This window comes from Corynebacterium camporealensis (genome assembly GCF_000980815.1).
GTDB classification, from domain to species: domain Bacteria; phylum Actinomycetota; class Actinomycetes; order Mycobacteriales; family Mycobacteriaceae; genus Corynebacterium; species Corynebacterium camporealense.
The window spans coordinates 1,784,651-1,806,553 of the sequence record NZ_CP011311.1 but is presented as its reverse complement, the minus strand read 5'-3'; the positions used below and the strand labels follow the sequence as shown (position 1 = coordinate 1,806,553).

Below are 21,903 nucleotides of genomic sequence, written 5' to 3'. Positions count from 1 at the left end.
TGGTAGGGTTGTTAAAAAATTATCCTTCTGTATGAAAGGACAAGACGTTGACCTTACAAGAAGTTCATACGCCTGCTGAATTCGAGATCAAGGACGGGGAAACCTGTCTGACCGCCATGCTGGATACCGCCCGTGCACGGCCGCACGGCGTGATGTTTACCCGACCTGCCAACTACGAGTGGGTCAACGTCACCGCCCGCGAGTTCGTCGAGCAGGTCTACGCCGTGGCCAAGGGACTCATTGCCTCCGGCGTGCAGCAAGGCGACCGCGTGGCATTGCTGTCAGCCACCCGTTACGAGTGGTCCCTGTTGGACTTTGCTATCTGGGCTGCCGGTGCTGCTTCGGTGCCGATTTACCCGTCTTCCTCGCTCAGCCAGGTCCAATGGATCGTCGAGGATTCTGGTTGCGTGCTGGCTATCACTGAGTCCCGTGAGCACTCGGAACTGGTGGAGCACCTCGTGCTTGGCGATGACGGCGAGCCCGGCCTCAAGGGTTCTTCGTCCCAGCTACGCCGCGTGCTGGAAATCAATTCCTCTGCGATTGACTCGCTGATGTTTGAAGGCCGTGGCATCTCTGATGACGAGGTCGATGAGCGCATCGCGAATACCAAGACCGACGACCTGGCCTCGCTGGTCTACACCTCGGGTACCACTGGTCGCCCGAAGGGCTGCATCATCACCCACCGCAACTGGCTGGCTGAGGTCCGCGGCCTGCTGACCAACCCGATTGGTGCCCTTGCCATTCCGGGCACCCACGTGCTGACCTTCCTGCCGCTGGCCCACGTGCTGGCCCGTGCAGTCTCCCTGGCCGTGGTCATCGGTGGTGCGTCCCAGAACCACTGGTCAGACTTTGCCACCATTTCCATTGAGTTCCAGCGCTCCCGTCCGAACATGATTCTGGGTGTGCCGCGCGTGTTTGAAAAGGTGCGTAACTCCGCTGCGGCCAAGGCACAGTCGGGCTCGCCCATCAAGCGCGTGCTGTTCGATCAGTCCGAAAAGGTCGCCATTGAGTACTCCAAAGCACTGGATACCGAGGAAGGCCCGGACAAGCTGCTCAAGGCCAAGCACAAGGCCTTTGACCGCCTGGTCTACTCCAAGATCCGCGCTGGCGTGGGCGGCTCGGTGAAGTACTGCATCACCGGTGGTTCTGCGATGAGCCACGACCTGTTGCACTGGTTCCGCGGCATTGGCGTAACCATTTACGAAGGCTACGGCCTCACCGAGGTTGCGGCTGCTGCTGCCGTGGACTTTGAAGACCAGAAGATCGGTACCGTCGGCAAGCCACTGGGTGGTGTCAACATCCGCGTGAACGAAGACGGCGAAATTTGCATCAAGGGCGACATCGTCTTTGACGGCTACTGGCAAAACGAAGAAGCCACCGAAAAGTCGCTGCATGACGGCTGGTACAACACCGGTGACCTCGGTGAGATCCTCGATTCCGGTCACATCGTGATTACCGGCCGTAAGAAGGACCTCATCGTCACCGCAGGTGGCAAGAACGTTTCCCCGGGACCGATGGAAGACGCCTTGCGTGCCCACCCGCTGATTTCGCAGACCATGGTCGTCGGCGACGGCAAGCCATTTGTCGGCCTGCTGCTTACCCTGGACGAAGAGGCCCTGCACCGCTGGCGCTTGGACCACAACATTCCGTCCTCGCGCTCGATGAAGGAAGTCACCGCCGACCCGACGCTGCGTGCCGAAATCCAGGACGCTATCAACCAGGTCAACTCCACGGTGTCTCATGCAGAAGGCATCAAGAAGTTCTACATCCTGGAATCCGACCTGTCTGAGGAAGAAAACGAGCTCACCCCCACAATGAAGGTGAAGCGCAATGTGGTTGCTCGTCGCTACGCGGATGCGATTGACCACATCTACCAGGGCAAAAACTAACCTGGGCGCGAAATTTTAGACTCTGCGCGGCACGACGAATTCTGAGACATTTACAAGTCTGGGAAAACATTCGGAGTGTCGCGCAGACTCTTCACAGAAACTCGCATAAAGTCAGCATTCGTCAAGCAGAAGTCTCAACCTCTACTCGAGGTACACCAGGGTTTGCGGAAAGGAATGGCACAGCCACATGCATAAAATCGCCGCCGAGTTGCGCCACCGCGAGCTAACCCAAGAGATCTACAACATCGGTGACGAGGTCGCCCAGTACATCGAAAACCTCATTGAGGCCATCGAGGACTGGGACGATGAACTCTCTCTGGACTGCTTGGCTGAACTAGGCGATATCATCGACGACGCCCGCGTGGATTCCGGCCGTTGCGTCGGTGAACTCATCGGTCTGCGCCAGGCACTCGTCTCCGGCGTGAAGTCCGGCACCATTTCTGCCGCCGCATCTGGTGAACACTCCGTCGACGAACCTGAACAGGTCACCGCCCGCAATCTGGAAGAGCTCTTCCCGATTTCCGGCCCACCCATCGTCGTCCACGAACTGGCCGCCGCGCTGCGTTCGCGCACCGAAGGCGTTATCGACTACCTGCGTGAGCTGGTCGACTACGTCCTGGCCGAAACCGATGCCGTGGCCCGCAACCTGGATATGGTCTCGCTGCCGCACCTGTACAACCGCGTTGGCCAGTCCACCCTGATTGCCGTCCAAGCCTGGCGCCACACCGTGGTGGAAACCCACCCAGCCTACGTGCGCACCATGCGTGGCAACAACCCACCGCAGTTCTTGGAAGAGCGCACCCGCATCAACGCGATTGTCGCCCGTGTCCGCGCCAAGCGCGAAGCCGCCCGCCGCGCCGCCACGACCGCCTAGCTTCTACCACAAGACTTCCCGCGCCCGCCGAGACTCCCTCTCTCGACGGGCGCGGGTATTTGTATTGCCTACAATGGTCGAGCGTTATACTGCGCGGCCGTCATCGGCATTGGGAGAAGAAACAAGAGAGCTAGCTACTGGGGCCTTCGCTCCTGGATGAGTTGTGCATGAGAAAGCTCCCCGTCAGAAGAGTTCTGCTGGTGCAGTCCTTCTGGTGGGGAGCTCTTTGTGGTTAGTGGTGAGTTGGATTTATCGACTTACTACTTGTCCATGGCTGGGTGAGCGGGGGCGACCTTGTCGAGTTTCTCCTCGATTTGTGGCCAGAGTTGGCCCATGATGTCGTCCCAGGTCAGGATCCAGACGGCCTTGTCCTTGTCGGCCTTGCCGACGATGACGAGCTGCTCGTTGCGGGCACGCATGTGGTCCAAGGTGTGCTGGACGGTGGTGGAGCCAGACACCGACAGTGCTGGGCGGGAGTAGTCCAGGGCGGGCTCGCTCGGGTCGGCCAGCATGGTATCGCGAACGTGCACGATGCGGGGGACACGCGAGTCGCGCGGGAAGACCAGCACACGCATGAACTTGCGGCGGGTGACTAGCTCTTGCAGGTCGGCGACGGTGGCATCGGAAGGCAGTGGGATGACCTCCGCGCCGTGCTCACGGGCCAGGGCAGCGACCGAGGATGCCTCCAGCTCAATGACGCTGGTGATCTGGTCGGCGGACATATCGTCCATGGCACCGGTAGCGCGGGAGTGCTCCACCAGGTGGCGCAGGGTATCGGCGTCGTAGCCGGCAGCACCGGCTCGATCGACGGGTTCCTCGCCAGCCCAGCGCACCATCTTGTTCGCCATGTGGTTAATCCACAGCAGCAGCGGGCGGAAGACCCAGATGAAGCCACGGGCAGGCACCGCGATGAGCTGCAGGGCAGTCTCGGGGTGGGTAATAGCCCAGGACTTCGGAGCCATCTCACCAATCACCAGGTGGAGGAAGGTCACGATGAACAGCGCCAGGATGAAGCTGGCGACATCGGCAATCTGCAGCGGCAGGCCCAGAGACTCCAGCGGGCCAACCAGCAGGTGGTGGACCCAGGGCTTGGTGATAGCACCTAGCAGGAAGGTCGCAGCGGTAATACCCAGCTGCGCACCGGCCAGCATGACGGTCAGCTCATTGAGCGAGCGCAGACCCGCACGCGAGGCACGGGAGGAATCTGCGGTTTCTTCCAAGCGGTTGCGGCGCGCACCCAGCAAGGAGAACTCAATGATGACGAAGAAGCCAGATGCGGCCACCAGCAGCACGGTAATGAGAATGTTGAACCACCAGGAATCAAGCATTACTTCTCACCTTCTTCCGCATCGTCGGCATCGGCGAACTCTTCGACCAGCTCCAAGGCCAGTTCCGAAGGCACATGCCTATCGATGTCTTCAACACGCACATGCAGCTTGCGCTGCGGTGCGTAGTCAGAATCGACGTAGTCTTCCGGCTCGGCTTCCAGCTCAATGGTGTGGGTCTCGCCAATTTCCGGCAGGGTGCCGGTGTGCGCGATGAGCAGACCAGAGATAGTCTCAAAATCGCCTTCCGGCAGGTCGTGGCCAATGGCGCGCTCAATTTCATCGAGTGGGGTATCGCCGTCGACAAGCCAGTGGCTGTCGTCTTGCTCGGTGATTTCCTCAGATTCGTCGATGTCGTGCTCGTCAGTGACATCACCCAGGATTTCTTCTGCGAGGTCTTCCAAGGTGACCACGCCGACGAAGCCGCCGTACTCGTCAATAGCACACGCCAGCTTTTGTTCGGTGGTGCGCAGTTCGGAGACGACATCGGGAAGCGGCATCAGCTCCGGCACGACTAGCGGCTCGCGCATGATCTCCATTGCTTTCGCATTGGCCGGCAACGTGGTCTCGAGAACGTCGTAGAGATGCACCACGCCAATCGGGTTGTGGTCTTCGTCGATGACCGGGTAGCGAGTGTGGTTCGAGGCCATCATCTCGCGGACCTCACCAATGGTGGTCTCATCATCGATGACATCGACGCGAGAACGCGGAATCATGGCGTGTTCCACGTCGTGCTCCGGGAAATCCAGCAGGCGATCCAGCACCATGTAGGTGTTTTCATCTAAGTCGCCGGCCTCATGGGAGGACTCCACGATGGATTCCAGGTCTTCCGTGGTCGCAGAGGAATCCACATCCTCGACCGGCTCAATCTTGAATGCCTTGAGAATGGCGTTCGAAGAGAACTCGAAGAAGCGAATGATCCAGCCGAAAAGCTTGAGATAGACCTGGGTCGAGGTCGCCAAAAACAGCGCCGACTTCATCGGCGCTGCAATGGTGTAGTTCTTCGGGAAAAGCTCAGCAAACAGCATCGACGCAATAGTCGAGACAATCAGCGCGACAACGGTACCGATACCAATTGCCAGCGCCGGGCTAATACCGGTCTCACCCAGGATCTTGCCCAGGCCCTCACCGACCAGCGGCTCTGCCGCATAACCGATAAGCAGGCCCGTGACAGTAATGCCCAGCTGTGCACCAGAGAGCATAAAGGACGTCTTCTTGGTAATTCCCAGGGCGCGCTCTGCTGTTTTATCGCCTTCCGCGGCACGTGCACGCAGCTGCGTGCGGTCCACGGACATGTAAGCAAATTCCTGGGCCACGAAAAATCCGTTGGCCACAATGATGATGCCGATTACCACGATTCCGGCAATCAGAAGCAAAATTCCAGAAATCATGGTTTACTCCACCGCCTTAGACAGTGGAGACATCGACTGGGAGGTTCCATCTACGTAGCCTTTCTTTTAACTCGGGAAACTGCTGACAGGATACATGTATAACCCCTGGCGTGACTATTTTGTTCCCGCCCTAATAGGGTATGGGGCATGACCGTTCCTTTTGGGCTCTACATTCATGTGCCTTTTTGCTCCTCACGCTGCGGATATTGCGACTTCAACACCTATACTCCCGGTGAGTTGGGCAGCCCCCGCGATCTGACCGGGCCTTACCTGGATGCTCTCGATAAGGAACTCGAGATGGCAGCCGCGCAGGTGGGCCGCAAGGCCGAGACCGTCTTCATCGGCGGTGGCACGCCCTCGCTGTTGGGTGCGAAGGGCCTTACCCGCATCCTGGATAAGGTCAGAGCAACTTTCGGGCTTGACGATGCCGCCGAGGTCACCACCGAGTCCAACCCTGAATCCACCAACCCTGAGTACTTCGCAGGCCTGCGCGAGGCTGGGTTTAATCGGATTAGTTTGGGGATGCAGTCGGCATCGGCAAGCGTGCTGCAAGTATTGGAACGCGCCCACACCCCCGGCCGTGCCTTCGCCGCTGCCAGGGAGGCTCAGGACGCCGGATTCGAGCACGTCAACCTGGACATGATTTATGGCACGCCGACCGAAACCGACGACAATGTCCGCGAGACTCTCGAGCGGGTTTTAGAAACCGGAGTCGACCACGTCTCCGCGTACTCGCTCATCGTCGAAGACGGCACGCGCATGGCCCGCAAGGTCAACAAGGGCATCCTGCCCGCCCCGGATGAAGACGTCCTGGCGCGCCGCTACGAGCTCATCTCCGTCGCGTTAGAGGACGCCGGCATGGAGTGGTACGAGGTCTCCAACTGGGCGCGTCCGGGCGGGGAGTGCCAGCACAACCGCATCTATTGGCAGGACGGCGATTGGTGGGGCGCGGGCCCGGGTGCCCACTCGCACTTGGGCGATAGGCGTTTCTACAACGTCAAACATCCTGCGCGCTACACCCAAGTCATCGCTGATGGTCAGCTCCCCATCAAGGACGAAGAAATTCTCGGCCCCGAGGAACACCACACTGAGAAAATCATGCTGGGTATGCGCCTGCGCGAAGGCATCCCCGAATCCTGGCTCTCCGCGGCTGCCCAGCCGGTGCTGGAGGGCTTCATCGACCGTGGACTGCTGGAGCGCATCGATAAGCGCATTCGCCTGACCAAGCCGGGCCGCCTGCTTGCCGATGGCATGGTCACCGACCTGCTGGTTGCCGAAGAAGAGTAGGCTGGCAACTTATATAAGGAGGGATGAAGTCATGTCGAGTGCAACGGAAAGCCGCCGCCGGGAGGTCCTGCGCGCCATCGTGGCCGACTACATTGCCTCCCAAGAACCCGTCGGTTCCAAGTCTCTGTTGGAGCGCTACCAGCTGGGTGTCTCCTCGGCGACGATTCGCAATGACATGGCCGTGTTAGAAAACGCCGGCCTCATCGCCCAAGAACACACCAGCTCCGGGCGCGTGCCCACCCAGAAGGGCTACCGCGTCTTTGTCGATTCCTTGCACGAGGTCAAGCCACTCTCGCGTGCCGAGCGCCGCGCCATGCTTACCTTTTTGGAAGGGGGAGTGGACCTCGAGGACGTGCTGCGTCGTTCGGTGCAGCTGCTCGCTCAGGTGACCAAGCAGGCCGCCGTGGTGCAGATGCCCAACCTCAAGGTCTCCCGCGTCAAGCACTGCGAGGTCGTCGCCTTATCGCCCGTGCGCCTGCTGCTGGTGCTCATTACCGACAACGGCCGCGTCGACCAGCGCAACGCCGAGCTCGATTTTCCCATCGACCCGGAGCAGACCCTGCGCATGCGCGACATCCTCAACAATGCCTTGGCAGGGCGCACGCTTTCCGATGCCTCCGTCGAACTCAGCATGCTCATCGACTCCGCTCCACCGGATATCCGCCCGCACCTGCTCAAGGCTGCGACCACGCTCATTGAAACGCTGGTGGACCAACCCTCGGATCGCCTCATTATGGCCGGTGCCTCGAACCTCACCCGCGTCGCGCGCGACTTCCCCGACGGTCTGCCCGCCATTATTGAAGCTCTGGAAGAGCAGGTCGTCGTGCTAAAACTCCTGGCCAGCGTCCCGGACCTGGGCAACGTCTCCGTCGTGATTGGCGAGGAAAACGACGACGACCAACTGCACCAAGTCTCAGTGGTGGCTGCCGGTTATGGCTCCGAAGGCGCTACACTGGGCGGCCTTGGCGTGGTGGGTCCGACATTTATGGACTATTCGGGAACAATTTCGAAGGTTTCTGCTGTTGCACGCTATGTCAGCGACATCGTCGGCGGCGAGTAGACTAGCCTGCTTGGCGCTGCTTTAAGCTCGCTTTAAAGTCAAGACAAAAGATTACTCAACAAGTAGCTAAGGATTTTTCGCACTGTGGCTCGTGATTACTACGGCATCCTGGGAGTAGATAAGTCCGCCTCGGACTCCGAGATTAAGAAGGCCTACCGCAAGCTGGCGCGTAAGTATCACCCGGACGTCAACCCGGGCGATGAGGAAGCCGCGGAGAAGTTCCGCGAGGCTTCCCTGGCACAGGAAGTGCTCTTAGATCCGCAAAAGCGCCAGGTCGTCGACATGGGTGGCGACCCGATGGAGCGCTCCGCGCAGGGCGGCGGCGCCGACTTTGGCGGCTTCGGCGGCGGCAACCTCGGCGATATCTTTGCCGAGTTCTTTGGCGGCGGCACCAGCGGCCGTGGCCCGCGTTCCCGCGTCCAGCCGGGCAACGACGCCCTCCTGCGCACCCAGATCACCCTCGCGGAGGCCTACTCCGGTCTGAAGAAGACCGTCACCGTCGATACCGCTGTGCTGTGTGACAAGTGCTCCGGCTCCGGTTCCGAGTCCAAGTCCAAGCCGGTGACCTGTGAAGGCTGTGGCGGCGCTGGTGAAATCCAGGAGATGCAGCGCAGCTTCCTCGGCAACGTCATGACCACCCGCCCCTGCCCGCAGTGCCAGGGCTTCGGCGAAATCATCAAAGACCCCTGCAACCACTGTGGTGGCGATGGCCGCGTGAAGAAGCGCCGCGATCTGACCGTCAACATCCCCGCCGGCATTGGCGATGGCATGCGCATCCGCATGGGCTCCCAGGGCGAGGTCGGCCACGGCGGCGGCCCGGCCGGCGACCTCTACGTTGAGGTCCACACCGAACCGCACCCCGTCTTCGAGCGCAACGCCGACGACCTCAACCTCACCGTCCGCGTGCCGATGGTCGACGCCGCCCTCGGCACCACCTTCAGCATCGAGCATCTCGACGGCGAAAAGCTCGACATCGAAATCGAACCCGGCACCCAGCCTGGCGAGTCCATCCGCGTCGAAGGCAAAGGCATGCCACGCCTGCGCACCGACGGCTTCGGTTCCCTCTACGCGCATGTCGATGTCGTCGTCCCCCGCGAACTCGACCGCCGCACCCGCGAGCAACTCGAGAAGATCCGCGACCACCGCAGCGAGGACACCAAGGTCCGCGAAGCAGGCGACAACCAGGAAGAATCCTTCTTCTCCCGCATCCGCGATAGGTTCCGCCGCTAAATGTCGCTTCCCGTTTTCGTTCACGATGATCTCTCCTCGGCTGCGGCGGGAGAGATCGTCGAGCTCAGTGGCCCCGAAGGTCGCCACGCCGTCACCGTCAAACGCATGACGGCAGGTGAGGAGCTCATGCTTATCGATGGCTCCGGCACCCACCTGCGCGCCACCATCACCCAGACTTCGGGCAAGGACACCTTGCAGGCCACCGTCGACGCGGTCGACGTCGCACCCGAGCCCACCCCACGCGTGACCATTGTGCAGGCCATCCCGAAATCTGAGCGCGCCGAACTCGCCGTCGACCTGGCCACCCAGGCTGGCGCGGATGAAATCATCGCTTGGCAAGCCGACCGCTGCGTGGCGAAGTGGGACGCCAAGAAAGCCCCGAAGGCCCTGCGCCGCTGGCAAGATGCCGCCACCGCCGCGGCCAAGCAATCCCGCCGCGTGCGCATCCCCAACGTCGCGGGTCCGCTGACGACGGGCGAGCTCGTCGCCAAGCTCAAGAAAGAACCGGATGCCCAGGTCCTCGTCCTACACGAGGAGGCTTCCGTATCTCTTAAGAACATAGATTTGGGGACTCAAATCTATGTTCTGGTGGGGCCGGAAGGGGGCATCGGCAAGCAGGAGCTGGAGAAGCTGCAGGAAGTAGGTGCCGAGGCTCTGAAGTTGGGGCCGGAGGTGCTGCGTACGGCGAGTGCGGCGATGGTGGCGCTGGCGGGCATCGGCATGCGTACGGCGCGCTGGTAGCCTATGAGCGTGCCTATTATTACCGAAAAGTTCGAGCTTGACCCTGCGTTCGCGCCGCAGATTCTGGGGAATGCGGATACGAACCTGCGGGTGCTCAATGACCAGTTGGATGCCGATGTGTTTGCCCGCGGGACGACCGTGACGGTCACGGGCCCGGATTATGAGGTCGCACGTGCGTCCAAGATTATTGAGGAAATTTCCGCGATTGCGCAGCGCGGTAATCCGTTGAGCACCGATACGGTCAAGCACACCATTGAGATGGTCGCCGTTGACGCACCGCAGTCTGTCTCGGCTGCTCTGGCTGCGGACATCGTGAGCCGCCGCGGCAAGACCATCCGCCCGAAGACCGTCGGTCAGTCCGACTACGTGCGCGCCATTGATGACAATACGATTGTCTTCGGTATTGGTCCTGCCGGTTCCGGCAAAACCTATTTGGCAGTCGCCAAGGCAGTACAAGCCCTGCAATCCAAGCAGGTCAGCCGTATTATCTTGACCCGCCCCGCGGTTGAGGCAGGCGAGAAGCTCGGCTTCCTGCCGGGCACCCTCAACGACAAGATTGACCCTTATCTGCGCCCGCTTTACGATGCCCTCCGCGACATGCTGGACCCCGAGATGATTCCGAAGCTCATGGAAGCCAGCATCATTGAGGTCGCGCCGCTGGCGTACATGCGTGGTCGTACGCTCAACGATGCCTTTGTCATTCTCGACGAGGCCCAAAACACCACCGCCGCGCAGATGAAAATGTTCCTCACTCGTCTGGGATTTGGCTCCAAGATCGTGGTCACCGGCGATATTTCCCAGGTCGACCTCCCGCGCGGTGAGGTCTCCGGCCTGCGCCTGGTTCGCCGCATTCTCGAAGGCGTGGACGATATTCACTTTGCTAACTTGGGCGCGCAAGACGTGGTGCGTCACCAGCTGGTCGGCCGCATCGTGGCCGCCTACGATCGCGCGGATGCCGAACGCGAAGCCCGCGCCGCACGGGAAGGGAAGGCCTAGAAATGAGCATTGAGTTTCTCAACGAATCCGGCTTCGATGGCGTGAACGAAGAAATGCTTATCGATGTCGCCACCTTCGCCTTTGGCGCCATGGACATCCACCCCGACGCTGAGTGCACCATCACCGCCGTCGACTTAGATACCATCGCTGACCTGCACGTGCGCTGGATGGACCTAGATGGTCCCACCGATGTCATGAGCTTTCCGATGGACGAACTCACCCCCGGCGCCACCGGCGGCCGCCCCGATTCCCCGGACCCCGGTCCCGCGATGCTCGGCGATATCGTCCTCTGTCCGGAGTTCGCCCTGCGCCAAGCCGAAGCCGCCGACCACTCGCTCGGCCACGAGCTCGCCCTGTTGACCGTCCACGGGTGCCTCCACTTGCTCGGCTACGACCACCGCACCCCAGCAGAAGAAAAAGAGATGTTCGGCCTGCAGAACGAACTACTTGCCGATTGGTACGACAACCTCGCCGAACGCAACCTCACCTTCCACCCCAAACCTTCCGGCCCCAAGGCCTTCCCGGACGCCGCCGAGCGCGCCGCCCTGGATAAGGAAGTCCCCGGTGGCGGAATCCCACCCATCGCAGAACCTTCCGAAAATAACTAGTGTCAAAGCTTGCTTCTCTAGTGGGGAGGAGCACAATTAGGTGTCATGAATATCCTGTCTATCCAATCGCACGTCACGTACGGTCACGTCGGTAACTCCGCGGCCGTCTTTCCGCTGCAGCGCTGCGGCCACGAGGTCTGGCCGATTCATACCGTTAACTTCTCCAACCACACCGGTTATGGCGACTGGGGCGGACCGCTCCTTCCGGCAGAGGAGATTACGTCGATTGTGGATGGCATCGAAAAGCGTGGTGCTTTCCCGCAGGTAGATGCTATTTTGTCCGGCTACCAGGGCGGCCCCGATATCGCTGAGGTCATTATCGAGACCGTCCAGCGCATCAAGGCTGAGAACCCGCAAGCGCTTTATGCCTGCGACCCAGTGATGGGCAATGAGAAGTCCGGATGCTTCGTCTCCGATGAAATCCCGCCGCTCCTGCGCGACAAGGTCGTGCCCGTCGCCGACATCATTGCTCCGAACCAGTTCGAGCTCGGCTACCTTACTGGTCACGAGGTCGGCACCTTAGAGCAGACCCTCGGCGCCGTCCGTGCTGCCCAAGATATTGGACCGCGCACCGTGCTGGTGACCTCCGTCCAGCGCCCCGATGCCCCCGAAGACCGCATCGAGATGCTTGCCGTCGATGGCGACCGTGCCTTCCTGGTGAGCACCCCGTACCTGCCGTTCAAGCGCAATGGCTCCGGCGATGTCACCGCCGCGCTGTTTACCGGCCACTACACCGAAACTCGCGACGCCAAGCTCGCCCTCGAGCGCACCGCCTCCTCCGTGTTTGGCCTGCTCGAAGCTACCTACGAGGCCGACACCCAGGAACTGCAGCTCATCCAAGCTCAGGACGTCTTCGCGAACCCGCCGCTGCAATTTAGCGCCGAAGAACTCTAGTGGCAGTTCTGTCCATTCAGTCCCACGTGACCTATGGCCATGTGGGTAATTCCGCTGCCGTCTTCCCGCTGCAGCGCGCTGGCCTGGAAGTATGGCCCGTCAACACGGTGAACTTCTCTAATCACACCGAATGCCCCGACTGGGGCGGGCCCGCGTTCCCAGCCTCCACCGTCCGGGACATCATCGACGCAACTTTCGCCCGCCAGCCTGACATCGACGCAGTGCTCACCGGCTACCTCGGCACCCCGGAACTTGCCGACGTGGTCATCGATACCGTCTCCCGCGTCAAAGACTCCTCCGACGCACTCTTTGCCTGCGACCCCGTCATCGGCAACGCAATCTACGGCTCCTTCGTCGCCGACGACATCCCCGGCGTCTTCCGCGATGAGCTCATCCCACTTGCCGATGTCATCACCCCCAACCAATGGGAAGTCGCCCTACTCTCCGGCATGCCCTGCACCGACCTGGAATCCACCATCGCCGCAGCGCGCTCGCTGTGCTCCACGGTGTTGGTCACGTCTGTCGACACGGGCGATGCAAACATCGGCATGCTCGCTGTTGACCCCGATAACGCCTACTTCCTCACCACCCCGCGCGTGCCCGGCCAGCAGGTCGCCGGCGGCAAGGTCGTCGGCGCCGGGGACCTGACCACCTCGCTGTTTACCAGCCACCTCCTGCGCGGCGCCTCGCTTCCCGATGCCCTCGAAGCAACCGCCAGCGCTGTCTTCGACGTCATCTACGCCTCGCACGCCGCCGGCTCGGACGAGCTCCAGCTCGTTCAGAACCAGGACGTCTTCGTCCACCCGCGCCGCCAATTCCGCGCCTACCCCTGCTAACTCAGGACCTCCCCTGGGAAATCCCCACACCTGATCCCCGAATCCTCCAAGAGCGCATCCGAGCACGCTTTCCGATGCCCAAATCCTCATCGCGAGCTCTCGCCTTCCAGGTGTGGGGAAATACAGGCAAGCAGGTGCACTCGCCGCGCGAGAACGCGTGACCTGGGCTACAAAAAGGGCATGCCTAATACAAATCTCTTCAATTACATCGACGAACATCTCATAGATTTCCGCAAGCTCCCGAACTCCGACCCGCTCTGGGAGAAATTACACAACGACAAGCTGGCACAACTTGCATGGTGCTTTGCGATGCGCCGCCTCGACTGGAACCGGCTCAAACCCTGGGAGAAGACAATCGCCAGAGTGTACGCGCACGGTCGCGCGGCCCCGCGCGCCGTGCTCATAGATAAAGCAGCCGCATTAATCCACGGAATCCCTCTTACTAGCTATCCGAACCAGTACCACGCAACCGTGCCCTCAAATTCCATCCCGGCAAAAGGGAAGGGGCACTTCTTTCGTTACAAGCAGACCGACTTAAAGAACCAGGTAGAAGAAATACACGGCGTGAGGGTAAGCACCCTCGCGCGCACAGCTTTAGATATCTCTCGCTTTTACGGCTTCGAACAAGGCATCGTCGCAGTAGACAGTATCCGCAGCCGGTATGTGGGTATGAACAAACTGAACCACGTGCTGGGCTCGATGGGCCGAGTAAAAGGAATCGCGAAAGCTCGTCAGGCACTGAAACATAGCGTCTGCGACTCCGAATCGCCCTGGGAGTCCTACGCACGAGCACTGATTATCAACGCGAATATCCCCGGGCTTCGAACCATCAAAGCGCAGCGCAGTATCATGCAGTATCGCGCCGACATCCTCATCAACGACTGGCTAGTTATCGAAATCGACGGCAACGTCAAATACGAATTCCGCCCTGACGAAGTCATCCGCGCCGAACACCGCCGCCAAAAAGCCCTGCTCAATCGTGGTTACGCAGTCCTGCGCTACGCACCGAACGAACTCAGCGCTGACCCCGATGGCTTTCTCAGCGACATCCGCTGGCACATCGAAAACGGCCACGAAAAACTCCGCGAGGCCTAGATGATTGAGTCCAAGGGTCCCCAGTGCGTGGCTACCGCTAAAAAAGGGCGAGAGTGCCCATGATTGAATTTGTGGAAAACAACATAGACACTCTCGCAACAGCACTCTATACCACCTGCGATGACTACCTCAACGCCCATCCCGAACTCCTCCCACCACGCCCGAAGATCGGGATCCAACCACAGATCACCGATGCTGAAATCATCACCCTGGCCGTGATGGAATCCCTTCAGGGATACACCTCCCAACGCCACTTCATCCGCCACGCCAGAAAACGCTTCACCAGCACATTTCCCTACATCCCACAGCAATCCGGTTACAACAAACGACTCCGGAAACTCACCACCGTGATGCAGCACGTGATGACCCACCTGGCCACCTCGACTGGCCTGCTCAATGATGATGTCTGGGTCGTGGACTCCACCCCGGTTGAATGCGGCCGGTCCCGGGAAACAGTGAAACGCTCCGACCTGGCCGGCTACGCCGAGTACGGCTATTGCGCCTCGCACTCACGGTTTTTCTGGGGATGCCGACTCCACCTGATTAGTACTTTGCATGGGCTGCCGGTTGGCTACGCACTCACTGGTGCCAAAGCCGATGAACGCGCCACACTGCTGGCGATACTGGAGACTGTTCCGGTGATTGTGTCGACCGGGCAGGTCATCATGGCGGATAAGGGCTATAACGGTGCCTGGCTGGAAGACGAGCTGACAACTGGTGGCGTTGAGTTGCTTCGCCCGGCCCGGAAAGGGGAAAAACCCAGGCCAGGAAAACAATTCTTGAAACCATTGCGGCAGACTATCGAGTCGGTGTTCAACACGATGAAAAGCCAGCTCCATCTTGAACAACACGGCAGCCGCACTGCCGGTGGGTTGGTCTGCCAGGTCGTTAAACGCCTGCTGGCATTAACCGCAGCGATCTGGCATAACCACGCCACCGGCCAACCTGCCCTGCGATCACTGATCGCCTATGACCACTAAACCCCCAGCACACCCTTGGACTCAATCATCTAGTAGGAAGTGGCTGCTTCCCCTGAGTTAGCGTCGCGCTGCTCGACGTAGTCCAGCAGTTCTTGGGATGGAGGCTCTCCACCCAAGCAGAGGTCAATGTATTCCTGAGTGATGCCGTCGCTGATGCCACCGCACAGCGATTCCATGCGTCCTGCTTCACGGTGTTCCGGGGTGTCACATGCAGGCGTGAGTCGCCTCTGCCCATCCGAGAACATGCCGTGAGTCGTAAGCCCGCCCTCGCAGTAGAGCAGGGTGGGCTCCGCAGCAGGCTGAGCAGCAGGTTCAGCCTGCTCTACGGGTTCTGCCGGAGCAATGCTTTCCGATGCCTGCGTCTCCGAAACCGAAGACTCAGCAGATGAAGACGTCGAAGACGGCGAAGTAGCTGACGAGGACGACGAGGTCTCAGAAGAACTACTCGAGCTCGACGCTGGTTCCGAGTCGGGGTTAGAACAACCGACCAGTAGGAGAGCGGCGGCGAGAAGTGGAAAGCTGAGCGCATAGCAATCTTTCTGCGAGAGAGTGAGTCCTCAAAGCGTAATACAAGAAGACTCTCAGTGAGTCAGAATGAGAGCGCCTGCGATGTGCTGTGGATCACGCTATCCTGGCGGTGGTCCTGACGACTAGACCTAAAGAGGAGTTAATATGTCGAGTACAGGAAGTATTAGTGCTTCGCCAGACGGGCTGCTGATGGCACTGATTCAGTATCCGGTCCCGGTAGTGACCTCGCCGGAGGATGTGCAGGCAAATGTAGATGAAATTTGCCGCATGGTTGGTAGCACGAAGACTGGCTATCCAGACCTGGACCTTATTGTCTTCCCGGAGTATTCGTCCTCGGGACTGAACACGGAGATCTGGTCCTACGATGAGTTCCTCATTGGCCTGGATGATCCGAAGGTGGACCAGTTCAAGCAGGCGTGCCGCGACAATGATGTCTGGGGTGTCTTTTCCATCATGGAGCCGAACCATGAGGAAGGAAAACCACCTTTCAACACTGCGATCATCATCAACAATGAGGGCGAGATTGCTCTGCACTACCGCAAGCTGCAGCCCTGGACTCCCATCGAGCCGTGGTACCCGGGTGACCTGGGCATGCCGGTATGCGATGGCCCGAAGGGGTCGAAGCTGGCAGTGAATATCTGTCACGACGGTATGTTCCCTGAGCTCGCACGCGAGGCGGCTTACAAGGGCGCAAACGTCTATATTCGCATCTCGGGTTACTCCACGCAGGTCTCTGACCAGTGGATCATGACCAACCGGACGAATGCTTTCCAGAATCTGATGTACACCGCATCGGTGAACCTGGCTGGCTACGACAACACCTTCTACTACTTCGGTGAAGGTAACGTCTGCAATTACGACGGCGGCATGATTTCCGAAGGTCACCGTAACCCGGGCGAGATTGTCACTGCTGAAATCTTCCCGGAGCTGGCCGATAAGGCACGTAAGAACTGGGGCTTGGAAAACAACATCTACAACCTGGGCAATCGTGGCTACGTGGGCTACCCGGGCGGCAAGAAGGAAAACTATCTGACCTGGGTAGAAGACCTGGCTAAGGGCGAGTACAAGCTGCCATGGGACGACGAAGTTCGCATCAAGGACGGCTGGAAGTACTACCCGGATGGCCCACAGCTTGGCCCGCTGCCGGATAAGTACAATAAGTAACCAACATCCCTGCGTAACAGGCATCTCTTCATAGCCCATCGCTGTTATGGCGGTGGGCTATGATGTCAGTTAATGAGTACAGATTTTGATGCCGCGTTTGAGAACCTCCCGGATGATGGTGAGGCGCTGGATTACACCCAATACACAGACACCCCGGAGGGGTTCCGCTCGGGCTTTGTGTCCTTTGTGGGCCGCCCGAATACGGGTAAGTCGACGCTGACGAATGCGCTGGTGGGGCACAAGATTGCTATTACGGCGGACCAGCCGGAGACGACTCGTCATCCGATTCGCGGTCTGGTGCATCGCGAGGATGCGCAGGTCATCGTGGTTGATACCCCGGGTCTGCACCGCCCGCGCACGCTGCTGGGCGAGCGCCTGAACGAGGTCGTGAAGGACACCTACGCGGACGTCGACGTCATCGGTCTGACTATCCCGGCGGATGAGAAGATCGGCCCAGGTGACAAGTGGATTCTGGAGAACGTGCGCAAGGTGGCGCCGAAGACTCCGATTATTGGTATCGTCACCAAGCTCGACAAGGCATCGAAGGACCAGGTCGGCGCACAGCTGCTCGCCCTGCACCAGCTGCTGACAGAGGAAAACCCGGACGCAGTGGTCATCCCGGTCAGTTCCAAGGAAGGGGTGCAGCTCGACGAGCTTATCGATGTCATCGTCGACCACCTCCCCGAAGGCCCGAAGTTCTACCCGGACGACCACATCACTGATGAGCAGCAGGAAAAGCGCATCGCGGAGCTCATTCGCGAAGCAGCGCTCGCGGGCTTGAAGGACGAGCTGCCGCACTCGGTGGCAGTCGAGGTCGATGAGATGCTGCCCTCGCAAACCAGGGAAGGCGTGCTCGATGTGCATGCCGTGCTCTATCTGGAGCGCCCGGGCCAAAAGCGCATCATCGAAGGCAAGGACGGTCGTCGCTTTACGCGCATCGTCGGTACTGCGCGCAAGGAGATTATCCAGCTACTGGGCCAAAATGTGTACCTGGACCTGCGCATTAAGGTGCTGAAGAACTGGCAGTCTGACCCGAAGTCGCTGGGCCGTTTGGGGTTCTAACTCATGCGCCGGGAGAATTTCCGGGACCGCGCGGTCGTGATTCGCTCATACGATTTTGGCGAAGCCGACCGCGTTATTGTCCTGCTCACCAAGCAGCACGGCCTGGTGCGCGGTGTCGCCAAGGGTGTCAGGAGAGCGAAGTCGCGCTTCGGGTCGCGTCTGCAGCTCTTCGTCAATCTGGACGTGCAGCTTTACGCAGGTCGTTCGCTGTATTCGATTACCCAGGCCGACACAGTGGCCTACTACGGCGCGCAGATTATCGACGACTACGAGCGCTACACCGCCGCCTGCGCAGCACTCGAAGCAGCAGAGCGGCTCGCGCAAAATGACGCGCCAGGCGACCCGTACCTTTACAACGCGATTACCCAGACCCTGGAGCGCCTGCAGCACGCCGAGCCTATCGACGCCCTCAACGCCTTCCTGCTCCAAGCCATGGCGCACGCCGGGTGGTCGCCGAGCTTGTTTGATTGCGCGCAATGCCAGCGGCCCGGCCCGCACCACGCGTTCCACCCGGCAGTGGGTGGGGCAGCGTGCCACCAGTGCCGCCCGCCAGGAGCTGCAGAGGTGGATCCGGAAACCCTGCACCACATGTGGTTATTGGCACACGGTTACGAGTCCAATCCGACGAATGCGCAGCGCCAGGAAGCCCACCGGTTAACCCGCGCGTACTTGCAGTGGCATCTGGAGCGGAAGGTCTCCGCACTCGGCGTGATGGAACAGTAGGATATAGACGTGATTACGCCAGATCCGAATCGGAAATTAACCCCGCCCGAGATTGCCGCTGAGTTCCTCCCGCGCCACATTGCGCTGGTCATGGACGGTAACGGCCGTTGGGCGCAAGAACGTGGCATGCCGCGCACCGAGGGCCATAAGCGCGGTGAAGCAGTGCTTCTCGATGCCGTCGACGCCTGTCTCGCCATGGGCGTGCCATACCTGTCGGCCTATGCCTTCTCGACGGAGAATTGGCGCCGTAGCCCCGAAGAGGTGCGCTTTTTGATGGGCTTTAACCGCGACGTGCTGCGTCGGCAGCGCCAGTGGCTGCACGAGCGCGGTGTGCGCGTGGTGTGGGCGGGTCGTCGCCCGCGCCTGTGGCGCTCGGTTATCAAGGAGCTGGAGGCCGCCGAGGAGCTGACTAAGGACAACACGCGCATGACCTTGGCAATGTGTGTGAATTACGGCGGTAGGGCAGAGCTTGTCGATGCCGTCCGCGACATCGCAAAGCAAGCCGCCAAGGGTGAGCTGCGCCCCAGCGCGATTAATGATGATGTCATCGCGGAGCATCTTTATGACCCGACGATGCCGGATGTGGATTTGTTCCTGCGCCCGTCTGGTGAGAAGCGCACGTCGAACTTCCTGCTGTGGCAGTCGGCGTATGCCGAGATGATTTACCAGGACAAACTGTTCCCGGACTTTACCCCCGAAGATATGTTTGCGGCGGTGGAGGAATACGCACGCCGCGATCGCCGATTCGGCGGAACTAAGTAGCGCACTTGGCACAGATGCCGAAGATTTCGGCATCGTGGCCAGTTAACTGGAAGCCGTGTTCTTTGGCGGTTTCAGCTGCCCACTGCTCGATGGGGCCGCCGTCGATTTCTTCGGTGCGCCCGCACTCGGTGCACACCAGGTGATGGTGGTGTGCATCGGTGTCGCAGTGGCGATAGAGGGTCTCGCCTGACGGCATGTGCAGCGAATCGACTGCATCGATCTCAGAAAGGGATTGCAGGGTGCGGTAGACAGTGGTCAGGCCAACTTTTTCCGAGCGCTCCTGGAGAGCTTGGTAGATATCCTTGGCGGAGGCGAACTTATCGAGTTCGCGCAGCACCTCCACAACGGCAGTGCGTTGCTTGGTGTTGCGGGCGCCCAGCTTCGGGATGCTGTTATGGATTGACATGCCACCACCATACCGAGGGTGCACAGCAGGTGCTGTGCACCGCTTTAGCTCACACTCACCTGAGGGGCGGTGCGGTGGGCAATGGTGGAAGCATCGGCAAGCAGGTTCAGCACCTCAGGGGCAGCCAGGCGGTAGGAGACCTGGCGGCCGCGACGGGTGGCGTCGACGATGCCGGCTTCCTTGAGTACGCGCAGGTGCTGGGAGATCAGCGGCTGGGACTTCTCGGTGGTAGCGACCAGCTCGTGAACGTAGTGGTCACGCTGAGCCAGCAGGGTGACGATCTGGATGCGCAGGGGAGAATCCAGAGCTCCGATGATGGTTGCGGCGGCAGGGGCGTCGAAAGCGATGTAGGTCTTCTGCATGAGACGGGCTCCTCAGATGGTTGGTGCTTAGGGGAGGGAATTATTTTAGCTGGGGGGCATATGAACTTCTAATCTTACATGCCTTTAACCTGTTGTACCAGGTTAAGGGAAGAGTAAGATTATTTTCTATAGCACGTCAGTTACTATAGTCTACATAAAATATTGCACACATGTGTATAAAATGCACATTATTGCCGTGAGCTGCTCATTTTCCCAAATGCCTAGGCGATTTGAGCAGGGGAGTAAGGGGCAAGCTAGACTAGTCGGCATTGTCAACGGCTGTCCCCTACCAGAGGAGTCTTTCAACCATGGCGTCCGTCATCGATACCGTAGTTAACCTGTGCAAGCGTCGCGGCTTGGTCTACCAGGCAGGTGAGATCTACGGAGGTTCGCGCTCGGCATGGGACTACGGTCCGCTGGGTGTGGAGCTGAAGGAAAACATCAAGCGCCAGTGGTGGCGCCACATGGTGCAATCCCGCCCGGACGTTGTGGGTGTGGATACTTCTGTCATTCAGCCGCGTCAGGTGTGGGTGTCCTCCGGTCACGTCGAGGTCTTTACGGACCCGCTGGTCGAGTCCCGCCACACCGGTAAGCGCTACCGCGCAGACCACCTGATTGAGGCCTACGAGGAAAAGCACGGCCATGAGCCAGAAAACGGTCTGGCAGATATCAACGACCCGGAGACTGGCCAGCCGGGCGACTGGACTGAGCCGAAGGCTTTCTCCGGTCTGCTCAAGACCTTCCTGGGCCCAGTCGACGACGAGCAGGGTCTGCACTACCTGCGCCCGGAGACTGCGCAGGGTATCTTCGTCAACTTCAAGAACGTGATGACCTCGGCGCGTATGAAGCCGCCGTTTGGTATTGCGAACATCGGTAAGTCTTTCCGCAACGAAATCACCCCGGGTAACTTCATCTTCCGTACCCGTGAGTTCGAGCAGATGGAGATGGAGTTCTTCGTCAAGCCGGGCGAGGACGAAGAGTGGCACCAGTACTGGATCGACGACCGCTACAACTGGTACGTCGACCTGGGCATCAAGGAAGAAAACCTGCGCCTCTACGAGCACCCGCAGGAAAAGCTCTCCCACTACTCCAAGCGCACCGTGGACGTCGAGTACGCCTTCGGTTTCAAGGGCTCCAAGTGGGGCGAGCTCGAGGGCGTGGCAAACCGCACCGACTACGACCTGGGCGTGCACGCGAAGGGCTCTGGCGAGGATCTGTCCTACTATGACCAGACCACCGAAGAGCGCTGGATTCCGTACGTTATCGAGCCGGCCGCTGGTCTGGGCCGTTCCATGATGGCCTTCCTGGTCGACGCATACGACGAGGAAGAAGTACCGAACGCCAAGGGTGGTACCGACAAGCGCGTCGTGCTGCGCCTGGACCGCCGCCTGGCACCGGTCAAGGTTGCCGTGCTGCCGCTGTCCAAGAAGGAAGAGCTGTCCGCACCGGCCCGCGAGCTGGCCGACAAGCTGCGCGCTAACTGGAACATCGACTTCGACGTCTCCGGTGCTATTGGTCGCCGCTACCGCCGTCAGGATGAAATCGGTACCCCGTTCTGCGTGACCTTCGACTTCGACACCCTTGAAGACAACGCTGTCACCGTCCGCGAGCGCGACACCATGGAGCAGGAGCGCGTCTCCCTCGACGAGCTCGAGTCCTACCTCGCCGCCCGCCTGATTGGGTGCTAAGC

Annotated in this window: 23 protein-coding genes; 18 read left to right on the top strand and 5 right to left on the bottom strand. The window is 60.1% G+C overall.

Annotated features, from left to right (window positions below):
- Positions 1-47: 47 nt before the first annotated feature.
- Both UL81_RS08430 and UL81_RS08425 read left to right on the top strand, forming a co-directional pair.
- Positions 48-1,889 carry an AMP-dependent synthetase/ligase gene (locus UL81_RS08430; RefSeq protein WP_035107321.1) on the top strand — a complete coding sequence of 614 codons (1,842 nt, stop codon included), beginning with the start codon at positions 48-50 and terminating at the stop codon, positions 1,887-1,889.
- Positions 1,890-2,076: 187 nt separating this feature from the next.
- Positions 2,077-2,763 carry a hypothetical protein gene (locus UL81_RS08425; protein WP_035107320.1) on the top strand — a complete coding sequence of 229 codons (687 nt, stop codon included), beginning with the start codon at positions 2,077-2,079 and terminating at the stop codon, positions 2,761-2,763.
- 260 nt (positions 2,764-3,023) lie between these two features.
- Here the strand turns inward: UL81_RS08425 and UL81_RS08420 are convergent, their stop codons facing one another.
- Together UL81_RS08420 and UL81_RS08415 are read right to left on the bottom strand one after the other, a co-directional pair.
- A complete protein-coding gene (locus UL81_RS08420; protein ID WP_035107319.1) occupies positions 3,024-4,091 on the bottom strand; it encodes a CNNM domain-containing protein in 1,068 nt (355 codons plus the stop codon).
- The gene (locus UL81_RS08415; protein WP_035107318.1) at positions 4,091-5,479 is read right to left on the bottom strand and encodes a hemolysin family protein; all 1,389 of its coding nucleotides are present in this window, start codon (positions 5,477-5,479) and stop codon (positions 4,091-4,093) included. Before UL81_RS08415 ends, UL81_RS08420 begins: the two co-directional genes overlap by 1 nt.
- Positions 5,480-5,626: 147 nt before the next feature.
- Here UL81_RS08415 and hemW point away from each other — a divergent pair, with 147 nt between their 5' ends.
- The 10 genes from hemW to UL81_RS08365 all read left to right on the top strand — a co-directional run bounded on the left by hemW (position 5,627) and on the right by UL81_RS08365 (position 15,206).
- Positions 5,627-6,766: a radical SAM family heme chaperone HemW gene (gene hemW / locus UL81_RS08410; protein ID WP_035107317.1), complete on the top strand. Its 1,140-nt coding sequence runs from the start codon at positions 5,627-5,629 to the stop codon at positions 6,764-6,766.
- A 31-nt stretch (positions 6,767-6,797) separates the two neighbouring features.
- Entirely contained in the window at positions 6,798-7,826 is a 1,029-nt protein-coding gene (gene hrcA / locus UL81_RS08405; protein ID WP_035107316.1) for a heat-inducible transcriptional repressor HrcA, read from the top strand.
- A gap of 84 nt (positions 7,827-7,910) precedes the next feature.
- Entirely contained in the window at positions 7,911-9,056 is a 1,146-nt protein-coding gene (gene dnaJ, locus UL81_RS08400) for a molecular chaperone DnaJ (RefSeq protein ID WP_035107315.1), read from the top strand.
- Complete coding sequence (locus UL81_RS08395) at positions 9,057-9,797, top strand: 16S rRNA (uracil(1498)-N(3))-methyltransferase (protein WP_035107314.1); 741 nt, start codon at positions 9,057-9,059, stop codon at positions 9,795-9,797.
- Positions 9,798-9,806: 9 nt separating this feature from the next.
- A complete protein-coding gene (locus UL81_RS08390; RefSeq protein WP_046453697.1) occupies positions 9,807-10,793 on the top strand; it encodes a PhoH family protein in 987 nt (328 codons plus the stop codon).
- A gap of 2 nt (positions 10,794-10,795) precedes the next feature.
- Positions 10,796-11,401, top strand: coding sequence for an rRNA maturation RNase YbeY (ybeY, locus tag UL81_RS08385; RefSeq protein ID WP_035107312.1), 606 nt, complete (start codon positions 10,796-10,798; stop codon positions 11,399-11,401).
- Positions 11,402-11,446: 45 nt separating this feature from the next.
- A complete protein-coding gene (gene pdxY / locus UL81_RS08380; protein ID WP_035107310.1) occupies positions 11,447-12,295 on the top strand; it encodes a pyridoxal kinase PdxY in 849 nt (282 codons plus the stop codon).
- Positions 12,295-13,131 carry a pyridoxal kinase PdxY gene (gene pdxY, locus UL81_RS08375; RefSeq protein WP_035107309.1) on the top strand — a complete coding sequence of 279 codons (837 nt, stop codon included), beginning with the start codon at positions 12,295-12,297 and terminating at the stop codon, positions 13,129-13,131. The genes pdxY (UL81_RS08380) and pdxY (UL81_RS08375) overlap by 1 nt, the downstream gene beginning before the upstream one ends.
- Positions 13,132-13,311: 180 nt before the next feature.
- Positions 13,312-14,226 (top strand): DUF559 domain-containing protein, encoded by a 915-nt coding sequence (locus UL81_RS08370; protein ID WP_046453482.1) that lies wholly within the window; start codon positions 13,312-13,314, stop codon positions 14,224-14,226.
- 71 nt (positions 14,227-14,297) lie between these two features.
- Positions 14,298-15,206, top strand: coding sequence for an IS982 family transposase (locus UL81_RS08365; RefSeq protein ID WP_035105500.1), 909 nt, complete (start codon positions 14,298-14,300; stop codon positions 15,204-15,206).
- 29 nt (positions 15,207-15,235) lie between these two features.
- Here the strand turns inward: UL81_RS08365 and UL81_RS11810 are convergent, their stop codons facing one another.
- Positions 15,236-15,451 carry a hypothetical protein gene (locus UL81_RS11810; RefSeq protein ID WP_144407176.1) on the bottom strand — a complete coding sequence of 72 codons (216 nt, stop codon included), beginning with the start codon at positions 15,449-15,451 and terminating at the stop codon, positions 15,236-15,238.
- Between the two features lie 97 nt (positions 15,452-15,548).
- Here UL81_RS11810 and UL81_RS08360 point away from each other — a divergent pair, with 97 nt between their 5' ends.
- The 5 genes from UL81_RS08360 to UL81_RS08340 all read left to right on the top strand — a co-directional run bounded on the left by UL81_RS08360 (position 15,549) and on the right by UL81_RS08340 (position 19,445).
- Positions 15,549-15,737: a hypothetical protein gene (locus UL81_RS08360; protein WP_035105410.1), complete on the top strand. Its 189-nt coding sequence runs from the start codon at positions 15,549-15,551 to the stop codon at positions 15,735-15,737.
- Between the two features lie 141 nt (positions 15,738-15,878).
- The gene (locus UL81_RS08355) at positions 15,879-16,898 is read left to right on the top strand and encodes a formamidase (RefSeq protein WP_035105408.1); all 1,020 of its coding nucleotides are present in this window, start codon (positions 15,879-15,881) and stop codon (positions 16,896-16,898) included.
- 72 nt (positions 16,899-16,970) lie between these two features.
- Positions 16,971-17,960 carry a GTPase Era gene (era, locus tag UL81_RS08350; RefSeq protein ID WP_046453481.1) on the top strand — a complete coding sequence of 330 codons (990 nt, stop codon included), beginning with the start codon at positions 16,971-16,973 and terminating at the stop codon, positions 17,958-17,960.
- A 3-nt stretch (positions 17,961-17,963) separates the two neighbouring features.
- Positions 17,964-18,683, top strand: a complete 720-nt coding sequence (gene recO / locus UL81_RS08345) for a DNA repair protein RecO (RefSeq protein ID WP_046453480.1) — start codon at positions 17,964-17,966, stop codon at positions 18,681-18,683.
- 9 nt (positions 18,684-18,692) lie between these two features.
- Positions 18,693-19,445: an isoprenyl transferase gene (locus UL81_RS08340; protein ID WP_081961412.1), complete on the top strand. Its 753-nt coding sequence runs from the start codon at positions 18,693-18,695 to the stop codon at positions 19,443-19,445.
- On the opposite strand, the gene UL81_RS08335 is transcribed toward UL81_RS08340, so the two are convergent.
- Positions 19,438-19,851, bottom strand: a complete 414-nt coding sequence (locus UL81_RS08335; RefSeq protein WP_035105406.1) for a Fur family transcriptional regulator — start codon at positions 19,849-19,851, stop codon at positions 19,438-19,440. The genes UL81_RS08340 and UL81_RS08335 overlap by 8 nt on opposite strands.
- Positions 19,852-19,895: 44 nt before the next feature.
- Entirely contained in the window at positions 19,896-20,213 is a 318-nt protein-coding gene (locus UL81_RS08330) for an ArsR/SmtB family transcription factor (RefSeq protein ID WP_035105404.1), read from the bottom strand.
- Positions 20,214-20,521: 308 nt separating this feature from the next.
- Here UL81_RS08330 and UL81_RS08325 point away from each other — a divergent pair, with 308 nt between their 5' ends.
- Complete coding sequence (locus UL81_RS08325; RefSeq protein WP_035105403.1) at positions 20,522-21,901, top strand: glycine--tRNA ligase; 1,380 nt, start codon at positions 20,522-20,524, stop codon at positions 21,899-21,901.
- Positions 21,902-21,903 lie beyond the last annotated feature (2 nt).